This is a genomic window from Pseudomonas sp. GWSMS-1, from assembly GCF_049847425.1.
Classification (GTDB): domain Bacteria; phylum Pseudomonadota; class Gammaproteobacteria; order Pseudomonadales; family Pseudomonadaceae; genus Aquipseudomonas.
Window position 1 is genome coordinate 288639 of record NZ_JBMHHV010000003.1, and the last position, 26175, is coordinate 314813.

Consider the following 26175-nt stretch of genomic DNA (forward strand, 5'->3'; position numbering starts at 1 on the left):
CTCCCACACCGGTGCGTAGCGCGGATCAGCTACGCCGTTCGACGATATAACGCGCCAGCTCACGCAGCGGCTCGGCGGCTTGGTCGAAGGGGCGCAGAGCATGCAGCGCCTGCTCGCACAGCTCTTGGGCGTAGACCTTGGCGGCGTCGAGGCCGAGCAGGGCGGGGTAGGTGGGCTTGTCGTGGGCCTGATCCTTGCCTTGGGTCTTGCCCAGGGTTGCGGTGTCGCTTTCCACGTCAAGGATGTCGTCTTGCACCTGAAACGCCAGGCCAATCGCGCGGGCATAGCTGTGTAAGGCTTTCAGGGCATGTTCGTCAGCCTGGCCGCTGGCTAGCGCGCCGAGCTGCACGCTGGCCTCGATCAGCGCGCCGGTCTTGTGCCGGTGCATGGTTTCCAGGGCGTTTTGGTCGAGTGCTTGGCCGACCGAGCCGAGGTCGATCGCCTGGCCGCCCACCATCCCCGCCGGGCCGGCTGCACGCGCCAACGCGCTGAGCATGGCCAGGCGCAACTGCGCGTCATGCGGGTTGTGTGTGGCGTCGGCGAGCACTTCAAAGGCCAGGCTCTGCAGACCGTCACCGGCAAGAATTGCGCAGGCTTCGTCGAAGGCTTTGTGGGTGGTCGGTTGACCGCGGCGCAGGTCGTCATCGTCCATCGCCGGCAGGTCGTCATGCACCAGGGAATAGGCATGGATCAGTTCTACGGCGCAAGCGGCCGCATTGGCACGTTCCGGCTCGCCGCCAAGGGCTTCGCAGGCGGCGTAGGCGAGTAGCGGGCGCACGCGTTTGCCGCCATTGAACAGGCTGTAGCGCATGGCGGCATACAGGCGTTCCAGCTCCGGGCGTGGGCTGCTCAGGAGGGTTTCCAGGGCGCTATCGACGCGCCGTTGGCAGTGGCTTTGGTAGGTCGCGATCATGCCTGCTGATCCGCGTCGAAAGGGGCTTCCTCCAGCGCGCCGTCACGTTCCATGAGGATTTGCACTTTCTGTTCGGCCTGAGCCAATGCCGTTTGGCAATCGCGGGTCAGGCGTACGCCTTGTTCAAAGGCAGTCAGCGAGTCTTCTAGCGACAGCTCGCCGTTTTCCAGACGTTCGACCAGGTTCTGCAGATCGGTCAGGGATTGCTCGAAGTCGAGCGCGGCTTTTTTGCGGGCGGCCATAGCGAATTTCTCGGGGGCGGATCGGCGGAATCGGGGGATATGCAACCGCGCGACACTAGCAGAGCGGGGCCGTGCGGGCAAATCAGCGGGCGGTATCTGGACGTGTGGGCGGCGTTTTAGCGGCGAGCGACTATCGCGGCTAAAGCCCCTCCCACAACACGGTTGCTTAATTAGCTGGCAGTCAGCTGCTTACGCCATAGCCGCGGGCCATCAGCACCGCCAGTAATGGGATCACCAGCAGCAACAACAGTTCCAGGCGAATCACCCCAATCACCAGGCGAGCCTGGCGGTTGCTGACCTGTGGCACTTCGCCGGCCTTGAGGCTGTTGCGCCAGTTGAGGAAAACAAAGGTCGGCACCACGGAAATCAGCCCGATGAAAATAAACAGGCCGACTTTGGCGTGAAACAGGCTGTTGCCCAGGTAGTAGTCCAGGCCCTTGCCATACCAGAGCACCCGCGCCAGGCCGCTGAATAACACCAGCCCGGCACACACGCCGTAGGCGATGTCGGTGATGATCAGACCACGTGCCCGGCGCAGATCCAGCGGCAATTTAAATTGCACGTGTTCGATGCTGAGCAGGGCGAACAGCAGGAAGATCGACAGGTAATGCAGGTAGGCAACAAGTGCTTGGCCCATGCTGGCGTCCTTTCACAGAGGGGATTCAGTTAGCGAATTCGACCCGGTTACGGCCATTGCCTTTGGCCTGATACAGCGCCTGGTCGGCGCGCTTCAGGGCATCGTTCGGCGCATCTTGAGCGGTACGCAGGGTGGCGCCGATGCTGATGGTCAGCTTGATGTACAGGCCATCGATATCCAGCGGCTTATTGCTCATGGCACTGCGAATGCGCTCGGCAATCTGCAGCAGTTCTTGCTGGTCGTGCACCTGCAGCACCACCACGAATTCTTCGCCACCGCTGCGTGTGACCACGTCCTGCGGGCGCACGGCGGCGCTGATGCGTCGCGCGGTTTCCCATAGCACCTGGTCGCCAGCGGCGTGACCATGGCTGTCGTTGATCTTCTTGAAGTAATCCAGGTCGCAAAACAGCACGCCCAGTTGCAGGCCTAGGTCGTCGGCCTGTTGCTGGTGCCGAGGCAGAAAGTGGTTAAGGCCGGCGCGGTTCCACAGCTGGGTCAGGGGGTCGAGCATGGCCTTGCGTTGTTCACGGCTTAGCGCCGCGCGTAACTGCGCGGTTTGCTCACTGTCGTTACGCAGTTTCAGGTAGCCCTCGACCAGTGCGGCCATGTCGCTAAACAGGCTTTGTTGTTTGGCCGTGAGTTTCTGTGGCTGCGGGTCGATCAGGCACAGGGTACCCAGTGCCTGGTTTTCCGCGGAGAACAGGGGGTGCCCGGCGTAAAAGCGGATATTGGGGTTGTTGAGCACCAGCGGGTTGTCGTTAAAACGCGGGTCGTTATGGGTGTCTTCGACAATAAGTGCCTGGGTACCCAAAATTGCGTGGCCGCAGAAAGAGATGGCGCGTGGGGTCGCGTCTGCTTCCAGGCCGATGCGCGCTTTAAACCACTGGCGATCATGGTCGATCAGGCTGACCAAGACGGTCTTGACCGCAAATACCTCGCGCACCACCCGCACCAAGGTGTCCAGGTAGGGATCGGCCGGCGTGTCGAGTAACTCGTTATCGTCCAAGGCCTGCTGGCGCAGCGCTTCATCGCTGGGTATTTCAGGGCTGAGCATGGGGAGCTCCTGATGGGCTGGGGGCGAACCATTGATCGGCCTTGGTCAGACGGTAAGCATAGCCCCCAAGGCACAGGCTGCGCAGCGCCATAAAACTGAGAAAGGCCAACCACAAGCCCTGGTTGCCCAGCGGTTGCAGGGCCCAGGCCAGTGGCAGGCTGAGCAGCAGCGCCAGGAGCATGGCGTCGCGCATTTCGCGGGCGCGGGTGGCGCCGATAAACAGACCATCGAGTAGGTAGCTCCAGACCGCGATCAAGGGGAGCAGGGCGAGGTACGGCAGGTAGATGAATGCCGCTTCGCGCACCGCGTCGATATTGGTTTGCAGTTGAATAAACCACTGCCCTCCGAGCAGAAAGAACAGCGCGAAACCGCTGCTGGCGAGTAGCGACCAACCACCGGCCACAATCAGCGTGCGCCGCAACGCATGGCGATCACGGGCACCCAGCGCATGCCCGCACAGGGCTTCCAGGGCATGCGCCAGGCCATCAAGGGCGTGGGCGGCCAGCAGCAGGCCGTTGAGTAGCAGGGCGTTGGCCGCCACGGTGGCATCGCCCAGGCGCGCACCCTGCACGGTAATCAGGAAGAACACCGCCTGCAGCGCCAGGGTGCGGATAAAGATGTCGCGATTGACGGTCAGCAACGGTCGCCAGTTCAGCCAGCGGCGCAGCGCGGCCCAGTCCAGCGTGCCGGCATAGGTCCGCAGTGCGCGCCGCGCCAGGAACAGGCCGAGCAGCGCGCCGCTCCATTCGGCAAGCACCGAGGCCCAGGCGGCGCCCGCCACGCCCCAGTGCAGGCCGAGCACAAACAGCAGGTCGAGGGCGACGTTGAGCAGGTTAGTGGTCAGCAGAATGGCCAGCGGGCCACGGGCGTTCTGCGTACCGAGCAACCAACCGACCAGGGCGTAGGTGGTCAGCGCGGCGGGCAGGCCGAATAGGCGGATATGCAGGTAGTTGCGCGCCAGCTCATCGAGTTGCGCCGAAGGGTTCATCAGGCTCAGTGCGGCGCTGCTCAGGGGGATGGCCAGGCTGATCAGCAGTGCAGCCAGCAGCACACCAAGTAGCAAACCTTGCACCAATACCTGGCGCAGCGCACCGCCATCCTTGCGCCCGGCCGCCTGAGCACTGAAGCCGGTGGTGCCCATGCGCAGAAAGCCCACCGCCCAGGTCAGGAGGGTATACAGGCTGCCGCCCACGGCCACTGCGGCCAGTTGGTGAGCATGCGGCAAATGGCCAATCACCGCACTGTCGACCAGCGCCACCAAGGGCACGGAGAGGTTGCACAGGATCATCGGTGCAGCCAGCGCCCAGACTCGACGATGAGTGGGGGCGTGCTGCCAGGCATCGCGTACGGCGTTTATCAATGCGCTTCTCGGTCTGAAAATTAAAATGCCTGCAACTCAATGCGCGAGCGTGTGTCACAGACGGGCTATTAAACACGGATCGGCCGGCGCGCGCTGCTGAGCCGTTTTGCGTGCGCAGGCTTAGTTGTGGGTGAGTGCCTCGACTATAGTGTCAGGCCTGTGCATCTACCCCTGTTGGAGCCCGCAATGCCGAAGAATGGACTGCTTCTGGCACTTGTTCTGAGTCTGCTCAGTGCCTGTGATTCATCCACCCCTGGGCCGGCCGAAGTGACGGCCAGCCAAACCCCGCCGGTGATTAGTCCGGCGGCCAAGCCTGAGGTTGACCGCGCGGCGCTGGCCGAGCGTTACGCCGGCCGTGAGCTGAGCGTGGTGGATGTCTCGGAAGTGCAACTGGATGGGGCGAGTACCTTGTCGATCAGCTTTTCGGTGCCGCTCGACCCCGAGCAGAAGCTCGTCGAGCGTTTGCACCTGGTCGATAGCAAGAGCGGCAAAGTGGATGGCGCTTGGGAGCTCAGCGACAACCTGATGGAGGTGCATCTGCGCCACCTGGAGCCGCAGCGCAAGCTGGTGCTGACGGTGGATGCCGGTCTGCTCGGGCTGAATGGCAAGAGCCTCGCCGCCGAGCAGGTCACCCGCCTGGAAACTCGCGACCTGCAGGCCAGTGTTGGCTTCGCCAGCCGTGGTTCCTTGCTGCCCACGCGCCTGGCCGAAGGACTGCCGGTGATCGCGCTGAACGTCGACAAGGTGAATGTCGAGTTCTTCCGCATCAAACCCGAATCGCTGCCGGCCTTTCTCAATCGTTGGGGCCGTTCGAGCAATCTGGATAACTGGGAAGCCCGCAGCCTGCTGCCGATGGCCGATCTGGTCTACGGTGGCCGCTTCGACCTGAACCCGGCGCGCAACACTCGCGAAACCCTGCTGCTGCCGATTGCCGGCCTGGAGCCGTTCAAGCAACCCGGCGTTTACCTGGCGGTGATGCGTGAAGCGGGCAGTTACGCCTATTCACAGCCCGCCACGCTGTTCACCCTGAGTGATATCGGCCTGTCCGCGCGGCGCTACCAGAACCGTATCGATGTCTTCACTCAAGCCCTGGCTGGCGGCGCTGCGCTGGGCGATGTACGCCTGGAAATTCTCAATGGCGAAGGCCAGGTGCTGGCCGAAGGCAAGACCGATAGCGCCGGCCATGGCGAACTGCCGCTGCCACCGAAGGCCGAAGTGCTGCTGGCCCATCAGGCGCAGCAGACCAGCTTGCTGCGCTTGAACAGCTCGGCGCTGGATCTGGCCGAGTTCGATATTGCCGGGCCTGCCGCCCACCCGTTGCAGTTCTTCGTGTTTGGCCCGCGTGATCTCTATCGCCCGGGTGAAACCGTGCTGCTCAATGGCCTGCTGCGCGATGCCGATGGCCGCGCGGTAAAAGCCCAGCCGGTGAATGTTGAAGTGCGCCGCCCGGACGAACAGGTCAGCCGCAAATTCGTCTGGCAGGCCGATGACGCCGGTTTGTATCAGTACCAGCTGCAACTGGCTGACGAAGCCCCGACTGGGCGCTGGCAGCTGCTGTTTGAGCTGGGTGATGGCAAACCGCAATTGTATGAATTCTCTGTGGAAGACTTCCTGCCAGAACGTATGGCATTGGAAATTAAAGGCAGCGAAGAACCCTATACCCCAGCGGAAAACGCACAGTTCGAGGTCACCGGACGTTACCTGTACGGCGCGCCGGCGGCGGGTAATCGCCTCAGTGGTCAGCTCTATGTGCGCCCGCTGCGTGAGGCGGTGGCCAGCCTGCCGGGCTACCAGTTCGGCTCGGTCACCGAAGAAGAACTGAGCGAGGACATCGAGCTGGATGAAACCAGCCTGGACGAGCAGGGCAAGGCTAATCTGGATATCGAAAGCCGCTGGGCCGATGCCAAATCGCCGCTGCGTTTGATTCTTCAGGCCAGCCTGCAGGAGTCTGGTGGTCGTGCAATTACCCGGCGAGTGATTCAACCCGTATGGCCCGCCGACCGTCTGCCGGGAGTGCGCGGGCTGTTTGATGGCGAGGAGGTGGATGCCGACAGCCTGGCTGAGTTCGAAGTGCTGGTGGCCGACGCCGAGGGCAATAAGCTGGCCGCAGATCAGCTCAGCGTGCGCCTGATTCGTGAGCGTCGTGACTACTTCTGGAACTTCTCCGAGAGCGATGGCTGGAGCCATAACTACACCGAGAAATTCCTCACCCTCAACGAAGAAACCCTCAAAGTCGCGGCTGGCGGTACCGCCAAGATCAGCTTCCCGGTGGAGTGGGGCCCGTACCGCCTTGAAGTTATCGATGCGCAAACCGGCCTGCTCAGCAGCATGCGGTTTTGGGCGGGTTACCGCTGGCAGGACAACGCCGACGGCGGCGCGGTTCGACCGGATCAGGTCAAGCTGGCGCTGGATAAACCGGCTTACGCCGATGGCGAAACCGCCCAGGTAACCGTTACCCCGCCGTCTGCGGGCAAGGGCTACCTGATGGTGGAGTCCAGCGAAGGGCCGCTGTGGTGGCAAGAGATCGACGTACCTGCCGAGGGTAAGACTTTCGACATTCCGATTGCCAAGGATTGGGCGCGGCATGACCTGTATATCAGCGCACTGGTGATTCGCCCCGGCGAGCGCAAGAGCAACGCCACGCCAAAACGCGCGGTCGGCTTGCTGCATCTGCCGCTGGATCGCGCGCCGCGCAAACTTGCACTGAGCCTGACCAGCGCCGAGAAAATGCGCCCCAACCAGCCGCTCAAGGTCAAGGTACAGGCGCGTAATGCCGATGGCAGTATCCCGAAACAGGCGCAGGTGCTGGTGGCCGCGGTGGATGTCGGCATCCTCAATATCACCGAGTACGCCACGCCCGATCCATTCGCCAACTTCTTCGGCCGCAAGGCCTATGGCGCAGACCAGCTGGATATCTATGGGCAACTGATCGAAGCCGGGCAAGGCCGTGTGGCCAAGCTGGCCTTCGGTGGTGACGCCGCGCTGGCCGCTGGCGGCAAACGTCCGGACACTAGTGTGCTGATCGTCGCCCTGCAGAGCCAACCGTTGCAGCTGAATGAGCAAGGTGAAGGCGAAGTCAGCCTGGATATTCCGGATTTCAACGGCGAACTGCGGCTGATGGCGCAAGCCTGGACCGATGACGCTTACGGTATGAGCGAAGGCAAAACGGTGGTCGCCGCCCCGCTGATCGCCGAGCTGTCGGCCCCGCGTTTCCTCGCCGGTGGCGATGAAACCACTCTGGCCCTGGACCTGAGCAACCTGTCTGGGCGCGAGCAGAAGTTGGATGTGCAGCTAAGCGCGGAAGGCCAGCTACGTCTGGCGCAGAGCCCAGGCACGGCGGTTGCACCGATCACCCTGGCCGATGGCCAGCGCAGCATCTTGCGCATCCCGGTGACCGCCCTTGGTGGTTATGGCCAGGGCCGCTTTACGGTCAAGGTGAATGGCTTGAGCCTGCCCGGTGAAGAGTTACCTCCGTTCAGCCGTGAGTGGACCCTGGGCATTCGCCCGGCCTACCCGGCGCAGCTGCAGCACTTCCGTGCGGTGCTAAAAGGTGACAGCTGGCTGCTGCCAGCCGATGCTCTGAGCCGTTTTGAGTCTGCCGGCCTGGAAGCGCGTCTGGCGATTTCCAGCCGTCCGCCGCTCAACCTTGGCGAGCAGATCCGCGCACTCAAGGCGTATCCCTACGGCTGCCTGGAGCAGACCACCAGCGGCCTGTATCCATCGCTGTACGCCGATGCGGCAACGCTGAAGCGCCTGGGTGTGGAAGCCGAGCCCGATGAGCAACGCAAACGCTCCATCGAGCTGGGCATCGAACGTCTGCTGAGCATGCAGCGTTACAACGGTAGCTTCGGCCTGTGGGGCGCGGACAGCGATGAGGAGTACTGGCTGACCGCGTATGTCAGCGACTTCCTCCTGCGTGCTCGCGAGCAAGGCTTCGGCGTACCCGAAGAGGCGTTGAAAAAGGCCAACGAACGTCTGCTGCGCTATTTGCAGGAGCGCCAGCTGATCGAGGTCAACTACAGCGATAACGCCAACCACAGCCGCTTTGCCGTGCAGGCTTACGCCGGTTACGTGTTGGCGCGCAGCCAGCAGGCGCCGCTGGGTGCCCTGCGCAGCCTGTATGAGCGACGCAGTGATGCACTGTCCGGTTTACCGTTGGTGCACCTGGCCGTGGCCCTGCAGAAAATGGGTGATCAGCCGCGAGCAGATGAGCTGCTGACCGCAGGCCTGGCCCGTGGGCGCGAGAGCAATACCTGGTTGGCGGATTACGGCAGCCCGTTGCGCGACCAGGCGCTGATTCTGTCGCTGTTGGAAGAGCATGATCTGGCCGGCAATCGCCGCGAAGAGCGCCTGTTCAACCTCGCCGATGAAGTGGCCAGCCAGCAGTGGCTGTCGACCCAGGAGCGCAATTCGCTGTACCTGGCCGGGCGTAACCTGCTGAGCAAGCCAGAGCCTAACTGGAGCGCCGACCTGCAAAGCGGCAGCCTGGCCTTTGAACTGAGTAATGCCCAGTCGGGCCTCAAGCTCGATGGCAGTGACCTGGCTGCGCCGCTGAGCATCAGCAATTCCACCGACAAACCGGGCGATACGCCGCTGTATCAGCAACTCACCTTGTCCGGCTACCCAAGCCAGGCGCCTGCGGCGGGAGGTGAAAACCTCAGCATCTACCGCGAATACCTGGGCATGGATGGTCGCAAGCTTGATCTGAGTAACCTGCAGAGCGGCGAGCTGGTGCTGGTGCACCTGGCTGTGGAGGCCAAGCAGCGGGTGCCGGATGCTTTGGTGGTCGATCTGCTGCCGGCGGGCCTGGAGCTGGAAAACCAGAACCTGGCACAAAGCTCGGCCAGTCTGGACGATGCCAGCAGCGCGGTGAAGGAGTGGCGTGAGTCTATGCAGAACGCAGCAATCAAGCATCAGGAATTCCGTGGTGATCGTTACGTCGCGGCGCTGGATGTAAACGGCTACGACACCACCCACCTGCTGTATCTGGCCCGCGCGGTTACGCCCGGCAGTTACCGCGTGCCGCCACCGCAAGTGGAGTCGATGTACCGTCCGAACTGGCAGGCACTGGGCGAAAGTCCGGGTCGTCTAGTGGTTAAAGAACGCTAGAAACAACAAGGCCCGCCAATTAGGCGGGCCTTGTTGTTTAGTCAGTGTGTCTTAGCTGATCAAGCCACTGAGCAACCACAGCCCCAGCACCAGCCAAACCATTCCGGCAATGATCGAGCGGCGGATAAAGGCGCGTACTGCCAGGTACAGCAACCACAGGCCGACCACCAGCACCACAATGCTGAGCAATGACGGCGTTACCCCTAAGGCCTTGGACATGCCCGCGATAAAGCTGCTGACTGCACCGCCGAGCATGCCGAAAAAGCCGCTCATGCCCTCGACGATAAAGCGAATCACCGAGCCAACTGCCTCGCCTAGCGATTCAAAAAAACCTTCTACACCCATATTTCCCGTTCCACCCGAATCGGCTTTGATTGCTGCTGCGCGCCAGTGTGCCAGTCATTTGGCAGAATGGCAGCGCTGTTGGTTAGGCGCGTCGCTAATTAGCAGAACACGTCCGCGATGCAAGGAATGGATCAGCGCATGACCCGCGTTAAGCAGTTCTACCTATTGGCCTTGTCGGTTTGGCATAACCGCGTGTGGCCGTTGCTGCGCCGCCCCTGGCTGGGTGTTGCGCTGTGCCTGGCGTTAGCGCTGGCGCTGGCTGATCGACTGTTCCCGTTGCCTTTGCCGGCGGATGACCTGGCTCGCGTGGTGCTGGCCAAGGATGGCACGCCGCTGTGGCGCTTCGCCGACCATGACGGTGTATGGCGTTATCCGGTACGCCCGGATCAGGTGTCGCCTTATTACCTAGAGGCGCTGCTGACCTATGAAGACCGCTGGTTTTATCAGCATCCCGGGGTCAACCCGCTGGCGCTGGGCCGCGCTGCCTGGCAGAACCTGCGGGGCGGGCGGGTGCTCTCTGGCGGCAGTACCTTGTCGATGCAGGTGGCGCGCCTGCTTGATCCGCACGCGCGCAGCTACCCCGGCAAACTCAAGCAGCTGTGGCGCACGCTGCAGCTGGAGTGGCATCTGTCCAAGGATGAAATCCTCACCCTGTACCTCAATCGCGCGCCCTTTGGCGGCACGTTGCAGGGGGTGGCGGCGGCCAGTTGGGCGTATCTGGGCAAATCCCCCCGCCAATTGACTCGTGCTGAAGCCGCGTTGCTCGCGGTGCTGCCGCAAGCCCCCAGCCGCTTGCGTCCGGATCGTCATCCCGAGCGCGCGCAGGCCGCGCGAGACAAAGTGCTGAAGCGCCTGGCCGATTTTAGCGTATGGCCGCAGGCATCGATTGATGATGCCCTGGAGGAACCTGTGCTGCTTGCGCCGCGCCAGGAACCGCGTCTGGCTCCGCTGCTGGCGCGGCGGCTGAATACGCGCGACAGTCCGCCGCTGATTCACACCACGCTTGATGCGGCCTTACAACGTCGCCTGGAAGACCTGCTGCTCGGCTGGCGGGCGCGTTTGCCGGAGCGTACCTCGGCCGCGATTCTGGTGGTTGAGCAGCCGAGCATGGCGGTGCGGGCCTACCTGGGCTCGGTGGATATCAGCGACGCCAAGCGCTTCGGCCATGTCGACATGATCAGCGCGGTGCGCTCACCGGGTTCGACGCTGAAACCGTTTCTCTATGGCATGGCCCTGGATGAGGGGCTGATTCACTCCGAGTCCTTGCTGCAGGACGTGCCACGGCGCTACGGCGATTACCGGCCGGGGAATTTTGCCAGTGGATTCAGCGGCGCGGTGTCGGCCAGCCAGGCGTTGGCCACCTCGCTCAACCTACCCGCCGTACAACTGTTGGAAGCTTATGGGCCGAAGCGCTTTGCCGGTGAGTTGCGCAGCGCCGGGGTGCCGTTGTTGTTGCCACCCTTGGCTGAGCCTAACTTGGCGCTGATTCTCGGCGGCGCCGGCAGCCGCTTGGAAGAACTGGTCAGCGGTTACAGCGCTTTTGCCCGGGGCGGTATGGCTGCGCGATTGCGCTTTCAGCCACAGGCGGGCCTGCATGAGCGGCGTTTGTTGTCGCCTGGCGCCGCCTGGATTGTGCGGCGGATTCTCAGCGGCCAGGCTCGCCCGGACCGTGATCCGCGTGCGCAGCTGGTGCAGCGCCCGAGCCTGGCCTGGAAGACCGGCACCAGCTACGGCTTTCGTGATGCCTGGGCGATTGGTGTGGCGCCGCGCTACCTGATCGGTATCTGGATTGGCCGCCCGGACGGTACACCGGTGCCGGGGCAGTTCGGTTTGGCCTCGGCCGCGCCCTTGCTGCTGCAGGTGCATGATCTGTTGGTCAACCGCGACAGCCAGCGCGGGATTGCTCAGCCGCTTGATCCGCAACCGGCTGAGGTAGGCGTGGCGGCGATCTGCTGGCCGCTGGGGCAACCCATGGACTCACAGGACCCCAACTGCCGCCGCCAGCGTTTTGCCTGGACCCTGGCGGGTACCACGCCACCGACCTTACCGGCACCAGATCAGCCATTGGGTTTGGGGCTGCAGGAACGTATCTGGACCAATGCCGCCGGGTTGCGCGTGGATGCCAGTTGCCCCGGCGCCACGTTGCAGCGCCTGGCCTTGTGGCCGGCCCCGCTGGAGCCCTGGTTGCCCCGGCGTGAGCGGCGCAGCGCCCGTATGCCAGCGGTTGATGTGCAGTGCCCGCCGCAGCATGTGCCCGCCACCGCGCCGCTGTCGATTGTCGGCGTGCGTGAGGGGGATCGTTTACGTCGCCCAGCCGGCAGCGCCGAGCCGCTGCGCTTGCGCTTGTCGGCCCTGGGCGGCAGTGGCCGACGCTGGTGGTTTGTTGACGGTCAACCGGTGGCCGAAACCAGTGCCGACGCGCCGATTAGCCAAAGTTTTGCGCGTGCGGGGCGTTACCAGCTCAGCGTGCTCGACGAAAGCGGGCAGACCGCCCAGCTGAGCTTCAGCCTGCAGAACTAACGGCGGGCCCTTATGGCGGAGGTCATGCTGCTCGACGCCTGTCCAGCCCCGCCTGCGCCGTCTCGGCGGCGGCGATTAAAGCCGGCACGCTGGTTGGCCGATAGCGGTTATACGTCGGTAGAAATTGAATTTGTATACAAAATTGTATTCAATTGTGTTCTTCCAATAATAACTAAAAGGTAACCTCCATGGGCTTGTGGAAACGCAGCATTCAGTGGCAGCTGATTCTCAGCATGGGCACCGCCCTGCTGGTCAGTATCCTGATCGTAGTAGGCGTCTACTCCGCGGTGGTTAATCGCCTGAGTGAGCGCTTTCTGGTCGAAGAGGCCTTGCCGGCCAAGGTACTGGCAATTCGCAACGATCTGGAGCGCGTGCTAACGGCCCCGATCACGGCCAATGCCGGGATTGCCGCCAACGTGTTTATTCAGGACTGGCTGGGCGCGGGCGAAGACCCTGGGCTGCGTGATGCCGTGGCGCGCTACCTGGAGGGGGTGCGTCAGCAGCAAGACGCCATGACCACTTCGGTGGCCGTATTGGCCAGCGGTAACTACTTCACTGGCGATGGGCTGAGCCGGGTGATTAATCGCAATCAGCCCGAGAATCAGTGGTTCTACCGGCTGGTCGATGGCAGCCGTGACCAGGTCATGGAAGTGGATATCGATAAGGCCACGCGCTTGCCGACGCTGTTTATCAACCAGCGGATCAAGCAGGACGGCAAAGTGCTTGGTGTAGCTGGCCTGGGCTTTAGCCTGAAAGCTATGTCTGAAATGATTCGTGACTTTCGTTTTGGCGAGCGCGGTCAGGTATTTCTGACCGACGCCAAGGGCGCGATCAAGGTGCACCCGCAAGCTGAATTGAGCGGCAGTGGCAGCCTCGCTGCGTTATTCGGCCAAGAGCCGGCCGAGCAACTGCTGAACACTGAGGGCAAGGCGGTGCGCTTCGAGCGTGACGGTGAGGTCTACCTGGCGCTGACGCAGAAACTTGGCAGTATCGACTGGCTGCTGGTGAGTGAAGTGCCGGAGGCGGAAATCTATGCCGAAGCGCGTCAGGCGCTGTTGATGACCAGCGCCATCGGCGCGGTGGTGGCGTTGTTTTGCCTGGGCCTGGTGGTGCTGCTGGCGCGGGGTTTGGTGCGGCCGATCCGCCAAGTGACCACCGCATTGGTGGAAATTGGTGGAGGCGGCGGTGACCTGACTCGGCGCCTGGATGAGTCGCGCGAGGATGAACTGGGCGATCTGGCGCGCGGTTTCAACCGCTTTATTGGTGGTCAGCGCAACTTGATCAGTGCTGTGCTGGCCACCAGTGAGCGCCTGCGTGCTTCGGTCGGCCAGGTGGCGCAGGTGGTCGATAACACGGCCGCGCGTTCCAGTCAGCAGCAGGAAATGACCGACATGGTGGCCACCGCGGTTCACGAAATGGGCCTCACCGTGCAGGAGATCGCGCGTAATGCCAGCAGTGCCGCACAGGCCTCGCAAACCGCGCGGAGCGAGGCGCAGGGTGCGCGCAATGAAGTTGGCCAGTCGATTGGTCATATCGAGAGCATGTCCACCGATATTGGCGATGCGGCGGCTGCCGTGAGCGAGTTGGCCGAGCAGGTGGCATCGATTGACCAGGTGTTGGCGGTGATTCGCGGCATCTCCGAGCAGACCAATTTACTGGCCCTCAACGCCGCTATCGAGGCGGCGCGCGCTGGGGAAATGGGCCGGGGCTTTGCTGTGGTGGCCGACGAGGTGCGCACCCTGGCCAGCCGTACACAAAGCTCCACCGATGAAATTCAGCAGATGATTCAGCGCCTCAAACAGGGCGCGGAAACCGCCGTGAGTTCCATGCATGCCGGGCAGAATGCCACGGGTACCGGCGTTGCGGCGAGCCAGCGCACTGGGCAATCACTCAGCGCCATCACCGAGCAGATTGAGCGCATCAGTGACATGAACACCCAGGTGGCCACCGCGACGGAAGAGCAGTCCTCGGTAACCGAAGAGATCAACCGTAACGTGCAGGGCATTGCCGACCTGGCGCATGCCACCGCCGGTGAGGTCGGGGTGTGTAAAGAAGACTGCAAAACGCTGCGCGGTCTGGCAGATGACCTGGCTCAACAGATGGGCAGCTTCCGTCTGTAAGTGAGGGAGTCGCGGCCAAGGCGCTCATTGGCCCGCCAGCAAGGGCGGGCATTGCTTTGGCTAGGTTGCCTTAAGCAACATCCGCCTGCCTGTGCCGCCGAACTCAGGCCAGGTTCAGGCGGTTGCGACCTGCCGCCTTGGCTTGATAGAGCGCGTCATCGACCCGCTTAAAAAATCCTTCGGCACTGTCGTCGCGGTGTGTGTCGTAACAGCCCACGCCCAGGCTGGCGGTCAGCGGCAGGGTTGCGCCCGGTACATCAAAGGCTTCACGCTCTAGCGCCTGACGAAACTGCTCGGCCAGCAAACGCGCCTGTTCCAGCGGGGTGTTGGGCATCAAAATACCGAACTCTTCGCCGCCGAGGCGCAGCAAAGCATCGCTGTCGCGGCGGAAGTTCTGGCGCATGCGCTCGGCAAAGTCGCTCAGGCAGCTATCGCCACAGGCGTGGCCGTACTTGTCATTGATCCGTTTGAAGAAGTCGATATCCAGCAATACCAGCGACAGCGGCTGGCTCTGCCGTCGGGCGTTGGCCACCATCACTGGAAACAGGTTATTGAATTGGTAGCGATTGCCCAGTTGGGTCAGGCTATCGGTGCGGCTGAGGTGTTCGAGGCGTTCCTGCTGGTCGAGCAGTTGCAGCTCCAAGGCTAGGGTGTTGTGGTACTCACGATGGCTGCGGTTCAGTGCCAGCAGCAGGTAGCTCAGATAGATCGCCAGGGTAATCACCATGGCGTGATGGGTATGCCAGTCCAAGGCCAGGCCAATTAACCCGGGCAGGTAAAGCAGCAGCAGGGCCAGGGTCGCGCGACGCTTGCGCATTGAGAAGGTAAATACCATCGCAGTGCTGAAGGCGATGGTGCTGAGGGTGGCGATGATTGTCGAACTGCTGAATGCTGGGTGTGTCTGCGCCAGCGCATGGGCCAAGCCCCAAAGAAGTGCGGTGCTGAGAATCAGCAGCCAGTGGTAGTTGAGCCAGCGCTTCAGCGCTGCGGGCGTTTGCTCGTCTGGTAGGCGATGGAGCAGGCGCAGCGCCAGCAGTAGCGCGAAAATGGCGACGCCGATCAACCCTATCGGCAGCTGCTGTAGCGGGTTGTTGCTGAACCCCCAGGTGAGCAGCCAGGCCAGCAGGTAGTAAATACCCCCCAGTGGCGTACGGGTGCGCGTGTCTTGGGCTTCACGCCAGAGTGAGAAAGCCTGCGGCTGATGGGGGACGTTGGAGTCAGTCATAGCTTGTGATCACAAAAACAACGTCACTGCAGCATAGCGCGTTCCTCGTGAAAAAAACTGTCAGAGTGCCAGTATGTCGTGCGGGCGACGACGAGGGGCGTACCAGCCTTTTTGCACTGTTACGCCTGGGCGTTAACGCAGGATCAGCAGTGCACTGTTGCTGGTGCGTAGCAGGGTGCTGGTGGTGCTGCCGACGAGGAACTGACGAATCCGCGAGTGGCCGTAAGCGCCCATGGCCAGCAGGTCGATGCCTTGTTCACTCTGATAGGCGTGCAGCGTGGGTTCGACTTCGCCGGCGCGAATGGCTAGATGTACTTCGCTGGCCGAGTCTTGCACCACGCGGGCTGCCGCCTTCAATTGTTCGCGGGCATCGTTGGTATCGGCGCCGACCATCACTAGGTGACATGGCAAGCCTTTGAGCAGCGGGCTGGCGGCGATCATCTCCAGGCTCTTGTGCGCGGTGGCGCTGCCATCATAGGCGAGCATGTAGCTTTTCGGCGGCGTGAACGCGCCACAACTGACCAAGATTGGCCGTTGCACGGTGCGAATCACGTTTTCCAGATGGCTGCCCACCAGTTGGCTAAGGCTGTCGCTGGTCTTGCCCTGGCGGCCGATCACCAGCAGGCGGATATCGGCCTCCAGCTCGTGCAGACAATCCACCAGATCACCATGGCGCTGGCGCAGTTGTGCGGGCTCGACGCCATCGGCTTGTACCCGCTCGCGCGCGGCTTCAAGCATCAGACGGCCTTGCTCCATGGCTAGCGCGTGGCGTTGCTGGTCGAGGCTGGCCAGCTCTTCGAGCAAATGCTCGCGGCTGCCCAGGCCGATAGCGCCGGACAGGTCCGCATGAACGGGGTACTGAACCTCGCCCAGTACGTGCAGCAGGGTCAGTGGCGCACTCAGGCGCTGGCTGGCCCAGGCTGCGTAATCGCACACGGCGCGGGTGGATTGCGAACCATCAATGCATGCCATTACGTGAGTCATAGAACGCTCCTGTTAGTGGCCGGACAGCAGGTCGGTGGCGTTGTCCTTGTCGTGTACCCCGAAGCGGTCGACGATGGTGGCGCTGGCTTCGTTAAGGCCCAGCACGTCGACTTCGGTGCCTTCACGGCGCAGTTTGATCACCACTTTGTCCAAGGCCGCGACGGCGGTGATGTCCCAGAAGTGTGCGCGGGAGAGGTCGATGGTGACCTTGCTCACGGCCTCCTTGAAATCAAACGCCGCCACGAACTTGTCGGCGGAACTGAAGAATACCTGGCCAACCACGGTGTAAGTGCGATGGCTGCCATCACTGCTGGCGTCGGAGTTGATATAGAGGAAGTGGCCGATCTTGTTGGCAAAGAACATCGCCGCCAGTAGTACACCGACGAATACACCGTACGCCAGGTTGTGGCTGTAGACGGTCACCGCCACGGTGGCGAGCATCACCAGGTTGGTCGACAGTGGGTAGTTTTTCAGGTTACGAATCGAGTCCCAGCTGAAGGTGCCGATCGACACCATGATCATCACCGCCACCAGTGCCGCCATAGGGATCTGGCTGACCCACTCGGACAGAAACACCACCATCAGCAGCAGCACTACGCCGGCCACCAGGCACGACAGGCGGCCACGGCCACCGGATTTCACGTTGATCACCGACTGACCGATCATCGCACAACCGGCCATACCACCCAGCAGGCCGGAGGCGATATTGGCCACACCCTGGCCTTTGCATTCGCGGTTCTTGTCGCTGGTGGTGTCGGTCAGGTCATCGACGATGGTGGCGGTCATCATCGATTCCAGCAGGCCGACCACGGCCAGTGCGGCGGCGTAGGGGAAGATGATACCCAGGGTTTCCAGGTTCAGTGGCACGTCTGGCCAGAGGAAGATCGGCAGCGTGTCCGGCAGCTCGCCCATATCACCGACGGTGCGGATATCCAGGCCGAAGTACATCGCCACGGCGGTCATCGACAGGATGCACACCAGCGGCGAGGGGATCAGCTGGCCGAGCTTCGGCACATAGGGGAACAGGTAGATGATGGCCAAACCCGCGGCGCACATGGCGTACACGTGCCAGGTGACGTTGGTCAGCTCCGGCAGTTGCGCCATAAAGATCAGAATCGCCAGGGCGTTTACAAAACCAGTGACCACCGAGCGCGAGACAAAGCGCATCAGGCTGCCGAGCTTGAGGTAGCCGGCGCCAATCTGCAGCACACCGGTCAACAGCGTGGCGGCCAGCAGGTATTGCAGGCCGTGTTCCTTAACCAGCGTGACCATCACCAGCGCCATGGCCCCGGTGGCCGCGCTGATCATGCCCGGGCGGCCGCCGACGAAGGCAATCACCACGGCGATACAGAACGAGGCATACAGGCCGACTTTGGGGTCGACGCCAGCGATGATCGAGAAGGCGATGGCTTCCGGGATCAGCGCCAGCGCCACCACCAGACCGGCGAGCACATCGCCGCGGATATTAAAGAACCAGGTGTTTTTCAGGCTTTGTAGCATCGTGGGTTCCAAGGGCTGGAGTCCGCAGGTGCATGCAAAGGCAGAGCGGACCGGCTAATAAAAGACTGGGTGCGTCGAGCTTAGCGCAGCCTATAGGCCAGTATGTTTAAGTGCGGGCCTACGCGCGGGTTTAAGCCTTGCAGGCGCTGTGCAGCAGGACGAGGTGCTAGGGCGTGCCGGCAGCCCGCGTGATGCTTGACGCGTGGGCCCGCTGCCGCTATCCAGTCGGGCAAACAAGGCGGTCACCTTAACATAGCGCCCCTGCAGCCACCCTTGCCTGCCGGGGGCCTAGCCGCGCCGGATCAGCCAGATGCCGGCGACGATCAGCAGCAGGCCGCCGACTTTACCCGCCGTAATTGGCGCCTCACGGAAACCAGCCCAGCCGAAGTGGTCCAGGGTCAGGGCCATGCTCAGTTGCCCGGCGATCACCAGGGCCATAAACAGCACCGCACCGACCTTGGGGCCGGCAAAGGCGGCGGTGGCGATAAACATCACCCCCAACAGGCCACCGCTCCAGTGCCACCAGGTCAGGCCTTTTAATGCGCCGAGGCTGGGGAATTCACGTTGAGCGAGTACCAGGAGTAGTAATGCCAGGGTGCCGACCGCAAAAGAGACCAGCGAAGCGGCCAATACACTCGACACCTGTTTGGCCAGCTGGCCGTTGATCCCTGCTTGTAGCGGCAAGCAGGCGCCAGCGACAAAGGGCAGGGCAAGTAACCACCAGATTGGGGCGGGCATGGGCATCTCCAGGCAGGTACAGGGCCAGCGATTATGCCGCAAAAGCAGCTTGCCCCGTCTGTTGTGGGCTGCCCGCGCGAGCTGTCGGCTGTTAGGTGATGCCTGGGTGCTCATGCTTCGGCGGAGTTAGCTATATAGGCTCCGCCGCGTCAGCGTTGAAACGTCGCGACGTTAACGCGGCGGGTATTGGCTTAAGACTTTGGCCACCGTGCTGCGAATCGATGCTTCGCGCTCGCTCGGGCTGGGCTGAGAGTTGCGTAGTACCTGTTCGGCACTGCCGCGCCAGACCAGCTTGCCGTCTTTGCCGTCGAGCAAATCGATCTGCAGGGTGCCGACCTGATAGTCCAGGGTGCGGGTTTCCACGTAACTCGGGCCTCCCCAGAAGCCGCCACCCCAGGGGTTGCCCCAGGCGCCGCCCATCTGTGTGCTGACCTGCTGCTGGCGGTTGTCGACGATCAGCCAGACCTGCACCTTAATGTCGCCAGGGGTGGCTGCAGTTGCGGCGCGGAGGCCGCGTTGTTCGAGTTGCTCGCTAACCGCTGCGCGAATGCGCTGGCTGGTCAGGTCGCTGTTGATGCGCGGGTCATTGGGCTTGAACTGCACGGCGGGTTCTTGCCAGCTCCAGCTGCGGTAGGCGGCAAAGTCTCGGCTGGGATCGAAGTCGCGCTCCAGTCGTGGCGTTTGGCAGGCGCTCAACAGCAGTAGCAGGGGCAGTAACAGCAGTGATGCACGCATGAGTGTTCTCCTTGGGGCCGCAGTCAGTTCGGTGGATAGGCTGCCAGTGCTTGCTGTAGCGCATTGCGCAGGGCGGTAGCGCGTTCACTCTGGCTGCCGCTGCTGAGGGTTTCGGCGCTGGCGCTCCAGATCGGCTGGCCGTCCTTGCCATCGAACAGCTCGATGCGCACCACCATCACTTCTTCGGTATAGCTGCGCACCAGCGGCGCGCGGCCCCATAGCCCGTATTGATTGCCATAACGGTTGTTGCCGTAATAGCTGCCGTAGTTCTCTGTCACTTGGCGAATGCGTTGCTCCAGGCGTAACTCGGCGCTGACGTGCAGATCAGCCGTTGCGCCGCTGCGATGCGGGCGCAGGCCGCGTTGGTCGAGGGCATTGCTCAGCGCTTCCTGAACCTGCTCCGAGCTGGCCCATGCCGTGCCAGCAGGTAGGCGTTGCCAGCTCCAGGTGCGGTATTGGCCGTAGTCGCGCGGTTTTGCCGGGTAGGCGCTGAGGTCCAGTTGCTGGGCCGCCTGCACGGGCGCTGGCGGCAGCGGTTTGCTGTCGGCGACATAAGGGTTCTGGCTCTGGCAGGCGGCGAGTGTGGCCAGCAGCAGTAAAATGCTGAGTTTGTGCATGCGCTACCTCCTGAGTCGCGAGCGTTAAATCAATGGGGTCGGCAGATCCAGTGTAGATAACGACCCAAACCGGCAAAGCTGGGGTGACGGCGGTAGGCCAGTTCCATTTCCAGCAGATCAATCAGCTCGGCCTTGGCTTGAAACGGCTGCGGCATGTAGTCGTGGAACACCCGCACACCACTCTGGCTTTCGACCTGCCAATTGGGCTCAAGTTGCGCCGCCAGCTCGCGCGGATCAAGCGGCATCTGCGGAGTGAGGCTTTGTTTTTCTCCGGCGAACTCGGCTTTGCGCAGTTTGCGGAAATGCCCCTTGAGCAGGTTGCGGTAGATCAGCGCGTCTTTGTTGTAGAACGCCAGCGATAGCCAGCCGCCGGGCGCGCACAGCTGGTGCAGCACGGGCAGGATGCTGTGGGGTTCGGCCAGCCATTCCAGCACCGCGTGGCAGATCACCAGGTCATAGGGCTGTTCAAGTTGGCCGAGCAGGTCCTGCCAGGGCGCTTGAATAAAGGTGGCCGGTTGCCCGGCCGTGGCAAAGCGCTCGCGCGCACCGGCGAGCATGGGGGCGGCGGGTTCTGCCAGGGTTACCTGATGGCCGCGCTCGGCCAGCCACAGCGACATATGGCCTAGCCCCGCACCGATATCCAGCACCCGCAACGGGCGTTCAGGCAGGGCTTCGGCCAGGTCGGCCTGGAGCACGGCGAGGCGAATGGCGCCCTTGGCACCACCATAAATCTTCTCGGCGAAGCGGGTGGCCAGTTCATCGAAGTGCCGATCAGTCATGGTGAGTGGCTCCTAGAAAGCGTTTTTCGTTGTCGGCCAGTTTGGCGCGCACCACCTGCTCCATATCCAACCCCAGCTCACTGCACAGCAGCACCAAATAGAGAATGACATCGCCGACTTCTTGGCCGGCGTGAGCGAGTTGCTCTGCCGGCAGTTGGCGCGACTGCGCCTCGGTCAGCCACTGGAAGATTTCCACCAGCTCGGCCATTTCCACGCTGGCGGCCATGGCCAGGTTCTTTGGGCTGTGGAATTGCCGCCAGTCGTTGTGATCACGAATAGCGTGCATGCGGGTGGTCAGTTCGGCGAGGTTCATCAGGCGCTCCAATCAACAGGCGCATAGCTTCGAGGGTTCACCCCCGCTGTGCAAGCGGCGCTGGAGCGGCGGCCAAGTATCTGCTGTGGCATGCACCGCGAGGGAGGGCGAGTGCGGCGGTGGAGCGGCGCCTAACGCGCACGGTTATGCGCTCAGACGCCGGGTTGGCGAAACACCGCTGGTGTTTGGCTAACCCGGCAAGGCAGGGCCCTGATTAATGGGCGAAATAGGTGGTCCAGAAGTAATAGGCGGTCATGCCGCTGCCCACCGCGATCACGAGTGCGCGCAGAAAGCTGGCGGGTAAGCGCTGGCCCAGTGCGCCACCGACATAGCCGCCGACAGTGGCGCCGACCAGCAGAATCACCAGCTCATACCAGCTGACCCGGCCGGCGATGATAAAGGTGGCGGTGGCCACGCTGTAGATCACTGCCGAGATCAGATTTTTCAGGGCGTTGGAGCGTGCCAGTGGGTGGCCTTCGATGGAGAAGGCCGCCAGTTGCAGGATGCCCATGCCTGCGCCGAAGTAGCCGCCGTAAATCGACACGCCAACGTGGGCCACCAGCGACAGTGGCGAGTGCGGTGGCTGCGCCGCCTCGCCACGCCGCGCGGCCAACCAGCGGCTGAGCCAGGGGCTGGCGGCAAACAGCGCGGTGGCGAGCAGTAGCAGCCAGGGAATCAGCTTGGCAAATACCGCATCACCGCCCACCAGCAGGAGCAAGCCGCCGAGCAGGCCGCCCGCCAGGCCGGCTATCAGCAAGGGCACTAAATAACCGCCCAAGGGCCGCAGTGAGGCCCGTGCCGCCCAGGCGCCCGCCAGGCTGGCGGGCCACAGCGCCACGGCATTGGTGGCGTTGGCCGTGACTGGCGGCAGGCCGGCGGCGAGCAAGGCCGGGAATGAGAAAAACGTACCGCCGCCGGCCAGCGCATTCATCCCACCTGCCGCAAAACCGGCAAGCACCAATAGCAACATATCGGAAACAGGCATGGCTATCCCTCGCACAATAAAGGGGCAGCATACCCAGGCCGGGGATGTTCGGCCATGTCGATCAAGGTCTTAGAGGGGTGACTCAGCTGCGTTTGTGCAGGACATACAGGCGCCGCATGGCCAGGCCGGGAATGAAGTCACGGTGACCGGTGATGTGAAAACCTGCATCGGTGAACTCGCGCTCGATCTGCGCCCGCGCGTGAACCGGGCCGTTGCGCCGGGTGAGGGCTGTTTGGCGTGCGGCTTCAAGGTTGCCATCGACCCAGACTGAAACGATCACGCAGTCGCGCGTAACCCGGTTGAACTCGCGCAGCGCGGCCATCCTGCGCAGTGGGTCGTCGATTTGCTGCAGGCCGTGCATGGAGAAAATACAGTCCACCGCATTGGCACCCAGATCAATCGCGAACAGCGAGGTTTGCAGCGGGTGCACCCGCTGGGTGAAGGCCGCGTGCAGCCCTGCCAGTGCCGCTGCCAGGTGTTCGGCATGGCTGTTGGCGGCAATCACCACACGGCTCTCGCTGGTGCTCAGCAGCGGCCATAAACCCTCGGCGGCGCAGGGTAGGTCGAGCACCAGGCTGGGTTCGCCGGCCAGTTTCAGCGCGCTGTTGATCAGCTGCCCGGCGCGCCACTGGGCCACGCGCTGGGTAATGCTGCTCAGCATGCGCCCGGCGGGCGGCTTGCCCACCTCGATGTGCGGTCGCTGCGGTGTGCTGTGCGGGTGGCTCGACATAGGGCTGTCCGGGTTATCTCGATCACGGCGACGTTATGGGCTGTTTTTTGCGGCGGTCTGGCGCGTGTTGGGTTGCGTATCGCCGACCCCCGCGGTGTTGCCCAACAGGCTTTGCGTGGCGACCTGCAAAAAGGCCTGCAGGCGCGACAGCAGGTGATCTTGCAGTGCGGCGTTGTCGGTGGGCTGTATGCCTGCATTCTCATGCAGCTGGTAGTCATACAAGCGCGGCGCGCCGTCACGTGGCTGAATCAGCAAGTTGCTGCCGGAAACCAGGGCGACGGTTTGATCGCTGCCGGAGGGCTTGATCACGCCAATGCCCGGGTCAGCCGAGTCCAGCGCCAACAGGTCACGGCCCCAGCATTGCTGCTGCACGGGGCCGCCAAGCCGGCCCATGATGGTGGGGACGATATCCAGCTGAGTGCCGGCAATGTCATTGCGGGTGCCGAATTGTTCTTGAACCCCGGGGGCAATCACCAGCAGCGGCACGTGGAAGCGGTACAGGTCGATGTCGCTGAGCTGCTCGGGGCTGCCAAAACCATGGTCGCCGACGATCACGAACATCGTGTCTTTAAAGTAGGGGGCTTTGCGCGCCTTCTCGAAAAACTGGCCCAGGGCCCAATCCGAATAGCGCATGGCCGTGAGGTGTTCGTCGTTGGAGCCGAAACCGCTGACCGGCTCGACCGGCAGTGGGTCGGGCAGGGCGTAAGGCGTGTGGTTGGACAGGGTTTGCAGCAGGGCATAAAACGGCCGCTGGCGGTCCAGCTTGCGCAGCTCTACGTCGGCGCGGTCAAACATGTCCTGGTCGGAAACGCCCCAAGTAGGGTCGGAAAACACCGGGTCGACATAGTCGTTGCGGCCAATGAAATTACTCATGCCCTGGTTGCCGAAGAAGCCCTTCTGGTTATCCCAGCCAAAGTCGCCGTTGTACACGTAGAGGTCGTCAAAACCGCGATCACCCAGCAACTGCGGTAGCCCAGAGAAGTCATGCGCGCCTTCCGGGCTCTGCATCAAGTACTCGAAGCCGGGCAAGTTGGGGAAGCAGGCCATGGTGGCAAACATGCCTTGATGGGTGTGGGTGCCGTTGGAGAAGTAACGGGTAAACAGCAGCCCTTCTTTAGTCAGACGGTCGAAGTTGGGGGTGATGTCGCCGCCCGCACCGAGCGCGCCGACATAGTGCCCGGCGAAGCTTTCCATCAGGATCACCACCACATTGCGTACCGGTAACTGCAGGTGTGGCTTTGGTGTGCTGATCCTGCGGATCGCCGCCTCGCCGCTGTCGATCAGCAGATCCTGCGGGGTCAGCAGCATCTGCCGCACCAGGGCTTGCGCTTCTGCGCTGGGCAGACGGGCCTTCCATTGATTGTCGCGGTGGTCAGACCAGCGCGCTTTGCCGGCATCGATCAAGGTCAGGGTGCCGTTGAGGCCCAGTTGGTTGGCAAATACCGATTCGGTGGTGCTGGCGTCGCCCCAGCGCAGCGGTGGGCCCTGGCGCAGGGTGCCGCGCACCGCGAGTACGGCGATAAACAGGCAGAGGGTGAACACGCTGATACGCCAGTACCAGCGCTCGCCTGCCGCCGCACCGAGGCTTGGGTCGGCTGGCGGGGCCAGGCGATGGATGGCTTGCAGAGCTTTGAACAGCAGCCAGCTGGCCAGTGCCCAGGCGATCAGGTAACGGCCGACCGGAAAGCCATGCCAGAGCATGCTCATGACCGTGGCCGGGTCTTCACCGAGGTATTGAAACACCAGCGCGTTGAGGCGCTGGTGAAATTCGCGGTAGAAGTCCAGCTCCAGCACGCCGAGGAACAGGGTGAGGCTGGCCACCACGCTGAGCCAGGTCTGCTGCCAGGTGCGCGCCGCCATCAAGCGCCGGCTGCCGATCACCAGGATCAGCGGCGCGAGGGCAAAAGCGACCAGGCGCAGGTCAAAGCGTAGGCCGTTACCGAAGGCTTCCAGCAGGTCGTTGGCCGTGGTTTGGCCAATCAGCTCATGGTTATAAACCAGCAACGCCACGCGCAGCAGGCTGTACAGCACGATTAACAGGACACCGCTTAGGGCCGTGAACAACAGGTGTTGACGCAAGCCGTTGCGGCCTGAGGCAGAGCGAGTAGACGTGACGGGCATCAATTAGTTTCCTGTGGGTCGCGTTGTAGGCTCAGCACGCGGTTGCGGCCTTGTTCGGCCAATAGATAGTAGCCTGGGCGCGTTTCAATCAGGGTTTGTGCCGAACGCAGGTGTGACAACACGATATGTAACTGGCCGTCCGGGGCCAACCGCAACAGGCGGGCCATGTGCGTGGCATCTTCGGTGATCCACACCCCCTCGTTGTTGCACAGCAGAAAGCCGGGTTGGTTAAGGCCCGTCAGCACCACGCTGTCATGACCTTCTGCGTGTACCTGAGAAACCGTGCCGCTGCGCTTCTCGCTATAAAACAGGCGGCCGTCGGGGCAGGCGGTAATGGCTTCGGCTTGATCCAGGCCGGTGCGCAGTACCACGGTAGTGTCGTTGCTGGGGTCGTAGCGCAACAGGCGGCCATCGCCATGACGGTCTTCGATGGCATAGAGGTAGCGGCCATCATTGGTCAGGCCCTCAACATTGCTACCGGCAAACAGCTCGACGGTGCGCTCTGGGGTGCGCCAGAGCACCGCCTCATCGCCTTGCTCCTGGCTGAACACCACGCCACCGCGGAAGCTGACCATGCCGTCTGGCTTGGACAAGCCAGCTTCTACCGGCTCAAGGCTGCCATCGGCGCTGTAACGCAGAATTCGCCCCTCACCACTCTGCAGTTCCTCGCTGAGCAGGAGGCCGCCTTCGGCATCCAGGGCGATGGCGCTGACTTTTTCGATGTTGTTGAGCAGAACCTCATAGCGCCAGCCGGTTTCGGCCACCGCAGGGTACAGGTGACGCCAGCCCATGTAGCTGAACGTCGCCAGCAGCACGACCATCAGTATTTGCGCCACCCGCAGCCAGCCACGTTTGCCGCGCAGGTTGAGGCCATGCAGCAAGCCGGAGTGAGTCGGCAGCGGCTTGTCGAGTAGTGAGGTGGGCAGCATGGGCAATATCCATCGGCAGACAGTGCTCGCATCCTAGAAGGTAGGCATTCAATTCCATGTCAAAAGAATGTGAAAAATTCGTGAGTTTTGGCCCGCTCATGATGGGGGGTATTCGCGTGGCACGCGCTGACCAGTGAAGCGCTGCCGTGATCACTCAACGGTTTTTTCACATCCGCCCGACAGGCATTTCACATCTGCCTGAGTAGATTTGCGGCAGTT

Annotated in this window: 21 protein-coding genes and 1 pseudogene; 4 read left to right on the top strand and 18 right to left on the bottom strand. The window is 62.7% G+C overall.

Annotated elements, in window-relative coordinates; translation table 11 throughout:
- Positions 1 to 25: 25 nt before the first annotated feature.
- From ispA to ACEPAJ_RS02290, 5 genes are all read right to left on the bottom strand, one after another.
- The gene (gene ispA, locus ACEPAJ_RS02270; protein ID WP_425913271.1) at positions 26 to 913 is read right to left on the bottom strand and encodes a (2E,6E)-farnesyl diphosphate synthase; all 888 of its coding nucleotides are present in this window, start codon (positions 911 to 913) and stop codon (positions 26 to 28) included.
- Positions 910 to 1155 (bottom strand): exodeoxyribonuclease VII small subunit, encoded by a 246-nt coding sequence (locus tag ACEPAJ_RS02275; protein ID WP_274087749.1) that lies wholly within the window; start codon positions 1153 to 1155, stop codon positions 910 to 912. The genes ispA and ACEPAJ_RS02275 overlap by 4 nt, the downstream gene beginning before the upstream one ends.
- A 181-nt stretch (positions 1156 to 1336) precedes the next feature.
- Entirely contained in the window at positions 1337 to 1792 is a 456-nt protein-coding gene (locus tag ACEPAJ_RS02280) for a DUF2214 family protein (protein ID WP_425913273.1), read from the bottom strand.
- Between the two features lie 25 nt (positions 1793 to 1817).
- On the bottom strand, positions 1818 to 2846 hold the full coding sequence (locus tag ACEPAJ_RS02285; RefSeq protein ID WP_425913275.1) for a sensor domain-containing diguanylate cyclase: 1029 nt from the start codon (positions 2844 to 2846) through the stop codon (positions 1818 to 1820).
- On the bottom strand, positions 2833 to 4203 hold the full coding sequence (locus ACEPAJ_RS02290; protein ID WP_425913546.1) for an MATE family efflux transporter: 1371 nt from the start codon (positions 4201 to 4203) through the stop codon (positions 2833 to 2835). Before ACEPAJ_RS02290 ends, ACEPAJ_RS02285 begins: the two co-directional genes overlap by 14 nt.
- Before the next feature lie 189 nt (positions 4204 to 4392).
- On the opposite strand from ACEPAJ_RS02290, the gene ACEPAJ_RS02295 reads away from it, so the two are divergent.
- Complete coding sequence (locus ACEPAJ_RS02295; RefSeq protein ID WP_425913277.1) at positions 4393 to 9315, top strand: alpha-2-macroglobulin family protein; 4923 nt, start codon at positions 4393 to 4395, stop codon at positions 9313 to 9315.
- 51 nt (positions 9316 to 9366) lie between these two features.
- On the opposite strand, the gene ACEPAJ_RS02300 is transcribed toward ACEPAJ_RS02295, so the two are convergent.
- Positions 9367 to 9660 (bottom strand): hypothetical protein, encoded by a 294-nt coding sequence (locus ACEPAJ_RS02300; protein ID WP_425913278.1) that lies wholly within the window; start codon positions 9658 to 9660, stop codon positions 9367 to 9369.
- 138 nt (positions 9661 to 9798) lie between these two features.
- Here ACEPAJ_RS02300 and pbpC point away from each other — a divergent pair, with 138 nt between their 5' ends.
- The 3 genes and pseudogenes from pbpC (at position 9799) to ACEPAJ_RS02315 (ending at position 14300) form a co-directional block, all read left to right on the top strand.
- The gene (gene pbpC, locus ACEPAJ_RS02305; RefSeq protein WP_425913280.1) at positions 9799 to 12180 is read left to right on the top strand and encodes a peptidoglycan glycosyltransferase PbpC; all 2382 of its coding nucleotides are present in this window, start codon (positions 9799 to 9801) and stop codon (positions 12178 to 12180) included.
- Between the two features lie 233 nt (positions 12181 to 12413).
- Positions 12414 to 13430: pseudogene (locus ACEPAJ_RS02310) on the top strand (cache domain-containing protein); the annotation flags it as partial.
- A gap of 141 nt (positions 13431 to 13571) precedes the next feature.
- The gene (locus ACEPAJ_RS02315; RefSeq protein WP_425913547.1) at positions 13572 to 14300 is read left to right on the top strand and encodes a methyl-accepting chemotaxis protein; all 729 of its coding nucleotides are present in this window, start codon (positions 13572 to 13574) and stop codon (positions 14298 to 14300) included.
- A 103-nt stretch (positions 14301 to 14403) separates the two neighbouring features.
- Here ACEPAJ_RS02315 and ACEPAJ_RS02320 read toward each other — a convergent pair whose 3' ends face one another.
- From ACEPAJ_RS02320 to ACEPAJ_RS02375, 12 genes are all read right to left on the bottom strand, one after another.
- Positions 14404 to 15525, bottom strand: a complete 1122-nt coding sequence (locus tag ACEPAJ_RS02320; protein ID WP_425913281.1) for a GGDEF domain-containing protein — start codon at positions 15523 to 15525, stop codon at positions 14404 to 14406.
- A gap of 132 nt (positions 15526 to 15657) precedes the next feature.
- The gene (locus ACEPAJ_RS02325; protein WP_425913283.1) at positions 15658 to 16509 is read right to left on the bottom strand and encodes a universal stress protein; all 852 of its coding nucleotides are present in this window, start codon (positions 16507 to 16509) and stop codon (positions 15658 to 15660) included.
- 12 nt (positions 16510 to 16521) lie between these two features.
- Positions 16522 to 18009, bottom strand: coding sequence for a SulP family inorganic anion transporter (locus ACEPAJ_RS02330; protein ID WP_425913285.1), 1488 nt, complete (start codon positions 18007 to 18009; stop codon positions 16522 to 16524).
- 288 nt (positions 18010 to 18297) lie between these two features.
- Entirely contained in the window at positions 18298 to 18747 is a 450-nt protein-coding gene (locus ACEPAJ_RS02335; RefSeq protein ID WP_397494696.1) for a DMT family transporter, read from the bottom strand.
- A 171-nt stretch (positions 18748 to 18918) separates the two neighbouring features.
- Positions 18919 to 19482, bottom strand: coding sequence for a DUF4136 domain-containing protein (locus tag ACEPAJ_RS02340; RefSeq protein WP_425913287.1), 564 nt, complete (start codon positions 19480 to 19482; stop codon positions 18919 to 18921).
- Between the two features lie 23 nt (positions 19483 to 19505).
- The gene (locus ACEPAJ_RS02345) at positions 19506 to 20099 is read right to left on the bottom strand and encodes a DUF4136 domain-containing protein (RefSeq protein WP_425913288.1); all 594 of its coding nucleotides are present in this window, start codon (positions 20097 to 20099) and stop codon (positions 19506 to 19508) included.
- 29 nt (positions 20100 to 20128) lie between these two features.
- A complete protein-coding gene (locus ACEPAJ_RS02350) occupies positions 20129 to 20878 on the bottom strand; it encodes a methyltransferase (protein ID WP_425913290.1) in 750 nt (249 codons plus the stop codon).
- Positions 20871 to 21191 carry a nucleotide pyrophosphohydrolase gene (locus ACEPAJ_RS02355; protein WP_425913292.1) on the bottom strand — a complete coding sequence of 107 codons (321 nt, stop codon included), beginning with the start codon at positions 21189 to 21191 and terminating at the stop codon, positions 20871 to 20873. Before ACEPAJ_RS02355 ends, ACEPAJ_RS02350 begins: the two co-directional genes overlap by 8 nt.
- 214 nt (positions 21192 to 21405) lie before the next feature.
- Positions 21406 to 22176, bottom strand: a complete 771-nt coding sequence (locus ACEPAJ_RS02360; RefSeq protein WP_425913294.1) for a sulfite exporter TauE/SafE family protein — start codon at positions 22174 to 22176, stop codon at positions 21406 to 21408.
- Positions 22177 to 22258: 82 nt separating this feature from the next.
- Positions 22259 to 22906, bottom strand: coding sequence for an SAM-dependent methyltransferase (locus ACEPAJ_RS02365; protein ID WP_425913296.1), 648 nt, complete (start codon positions 22904 to 22906; stop codon positions 22259 to 22261).
- Between the two features lie 33 nt (positions 22907 to 22939).
- Positions 22940 to 25027 (bottom strand): LTA synthase family protein, encoded by a 2088-nt coding sequence (locus ACEPAJ_RS02370; RefSeq protein ID WP_425913298.1) that lies wholly within the window; start codon positions 25025 to 25027, stop codon positions 22940 to 22942.
- The gene (locus tag ACEPAJ_RS02375) at positions 25027 to 25956 is read right to left on the bottom strand and encodes a hypothetical protein (protein ID WP_425913300.1); all 930 of its coding nucleotides are present in this window, start codon (positions 25954 to 25956) and stop codon (positions 25027 to 25029) included. The genes ACEPAJ_RS02370 and ACEPAJ_RS02375 overlap by 1 nt, the downstream gene beginning before the upstream one ends.
- Positions 25957 to 26175 lie beyond the last annotated feature (219 nt).

What these genes read in the sequence shown, in the direction of transcription:
- ispA (WP_425913271.1), bottom strand. Translation starts at nt 913, where the DNA reads ATGATCGCGACCTACCAAAGCCACTGCCAACGGCGCGTCGATAGCGCC.
- ACEPAJ_RS02275 (WP_274087749.1), bottom strand. Translation starts at nt 1,155, where the DNA reads ATGGCCGCCCGCAAAAAAGCCGCGCTCGACTTCGAGCAATCCCTGACC.
- ACEPAJ_RS02280 (WP_425913273.1), bottom strand. Translation starts at nt 1,792, where the DNA reads ATGGGCCAAGCACTTGTTGCCTACCTGCATTACCTGTCGATCTTCCTG.
- ACEPAJ_RS02285 (WP_425913275.1), bottom strand. Translation starts at nt 2,846, where the DNA reads ATGCTCAGCCCTGAAATACCCAGCGATGAAGCGCTGCGCCAGCAGGCC.
- ACEPAJ_RS02295 (WP_425913277.1), top strand. Translation starts at nt 4,393, where the DNA reads ATGCCGAAGAATGGACTGCTTCTGGCACTTGTTCTGAGTCTGCTCAGT.
- ACEPAJ_RS02300 (WP_425913278.1), bottom strand. Translation starts at nt 9,660, where the DNA reads ATGGGTGTAGAAGGTTTTTTTGAATCGCTAGGCGAGGCAGTTGGCTCG.
- pbpC (WP_425913280.1), top strand. Translation starts at nt 9,799, where the DNA reads ATGACCCGCGTTAAGCAGTTCTACCTATTGGCCTTGTCGGTTTGGCAT.
- ACEPAJ_RS02315 (WP_425913547.1), top strand. Translation starts at nt 13,572, where the DNA reads ATGGTGGCCACCGCGGTTCACGAAATGGGCCTCACCGTGCAGGAGATC.
- ACEPAJ_RS02320 (WP_425913281.1), bottom strand. Translation starts at nt 15,525, where the DNA reads ATGACTGACTCCAACGTCCCCCATCAGCCGCAGGCTTTCTCACTCTGG.
- ACEPAJ_RS02325 (WP_425913283.1), bottom strand. Translation starts at nt 16,509, where the DNA reads ATGACTCACGTAATGGCATGCATTGATGGTTCGCAATCCACCCGCGCC.
- ACEPAJ_RS02330 (WP_425913285.1), bottom strand. Translation starts at nt 18,009, where the DNA reads ATGCTACAAAGCCTGAAAAACACCTGGTTCTTTAATATCCGCGGCGAT.
- ACEPAJ_RS02335 (WP_397494696.1), bottom strand. Translation starts at nt 18,747, where the DNA reads ATGCCCGCCCCAATCTGGTGGTTACTTGCCCTGCCCTTTGTCGCTGGC.
- ACEPAJ_RS02340 (WP_425913287.1), bottom strand. Translation starts at nt 19,482, where the DNA reads ATGCGTGCATCACTGCTGTTACTGCCCCTGCTACTGCTGTTGAGCGCC.
- ACEPAJ_RS02345 (WP_425913288.1), bottom strand. Translation starts at nt 20,099, where the DNA reads ATGCACAAACTCAGCATTTTACTGCTGCTGGCCACACTCGCCGCCTGC.
- ACEPAJ_RS02350 (WP_425913290.1), bottom strand. Translation starts at nt 20,878, where the DNA reads ATGACTGATCGGCACTTCGATGAACTGGCCACCCGCTTCGCCGAGAAG.
- ACEPAJ_RS02355 (WP_425913292.1), bottom strand. Translation starts at nt 21,191, where the DNA reads ATGAACCTCGCCGAACTGACCACCCGCATGCACGCTATTCGTGATCAC.
- ACEPAJ_RS02360 (WP_425913294.1), bottom strand. Translation starts at nt 22,176, where the DNA reads ATGCCTGTTTCCGATATGTTGCTATTGGTGCTTGCCGGTTTTGCGGCA.
- ACEPAJ_RS02365 (WP_425913296.1), bottom strand. Translation starts at nt 22,906, where the DNA reads ATGTCGAGCCACCCGCACAGCACACCGCAGCGACCGCACATCGAGGTG.
- ACEPAJ_RS02370 (WP_425913298.1), bottom strand. Translation starts at nt 25,027, where the DNA reads ATGCCCGTCACGTCTACTCGCTCTGCCTCAGGCCGCAACGGCTTGCGT.
- ACEPAJ_RS02375 (WP_425913300.1), bottom strand. Translation starts at nt 25,956, where the DNA reads ATGCTGCCCACCTCACTACTCGACAAGCCGCTGCCGACTCACTCCGGC.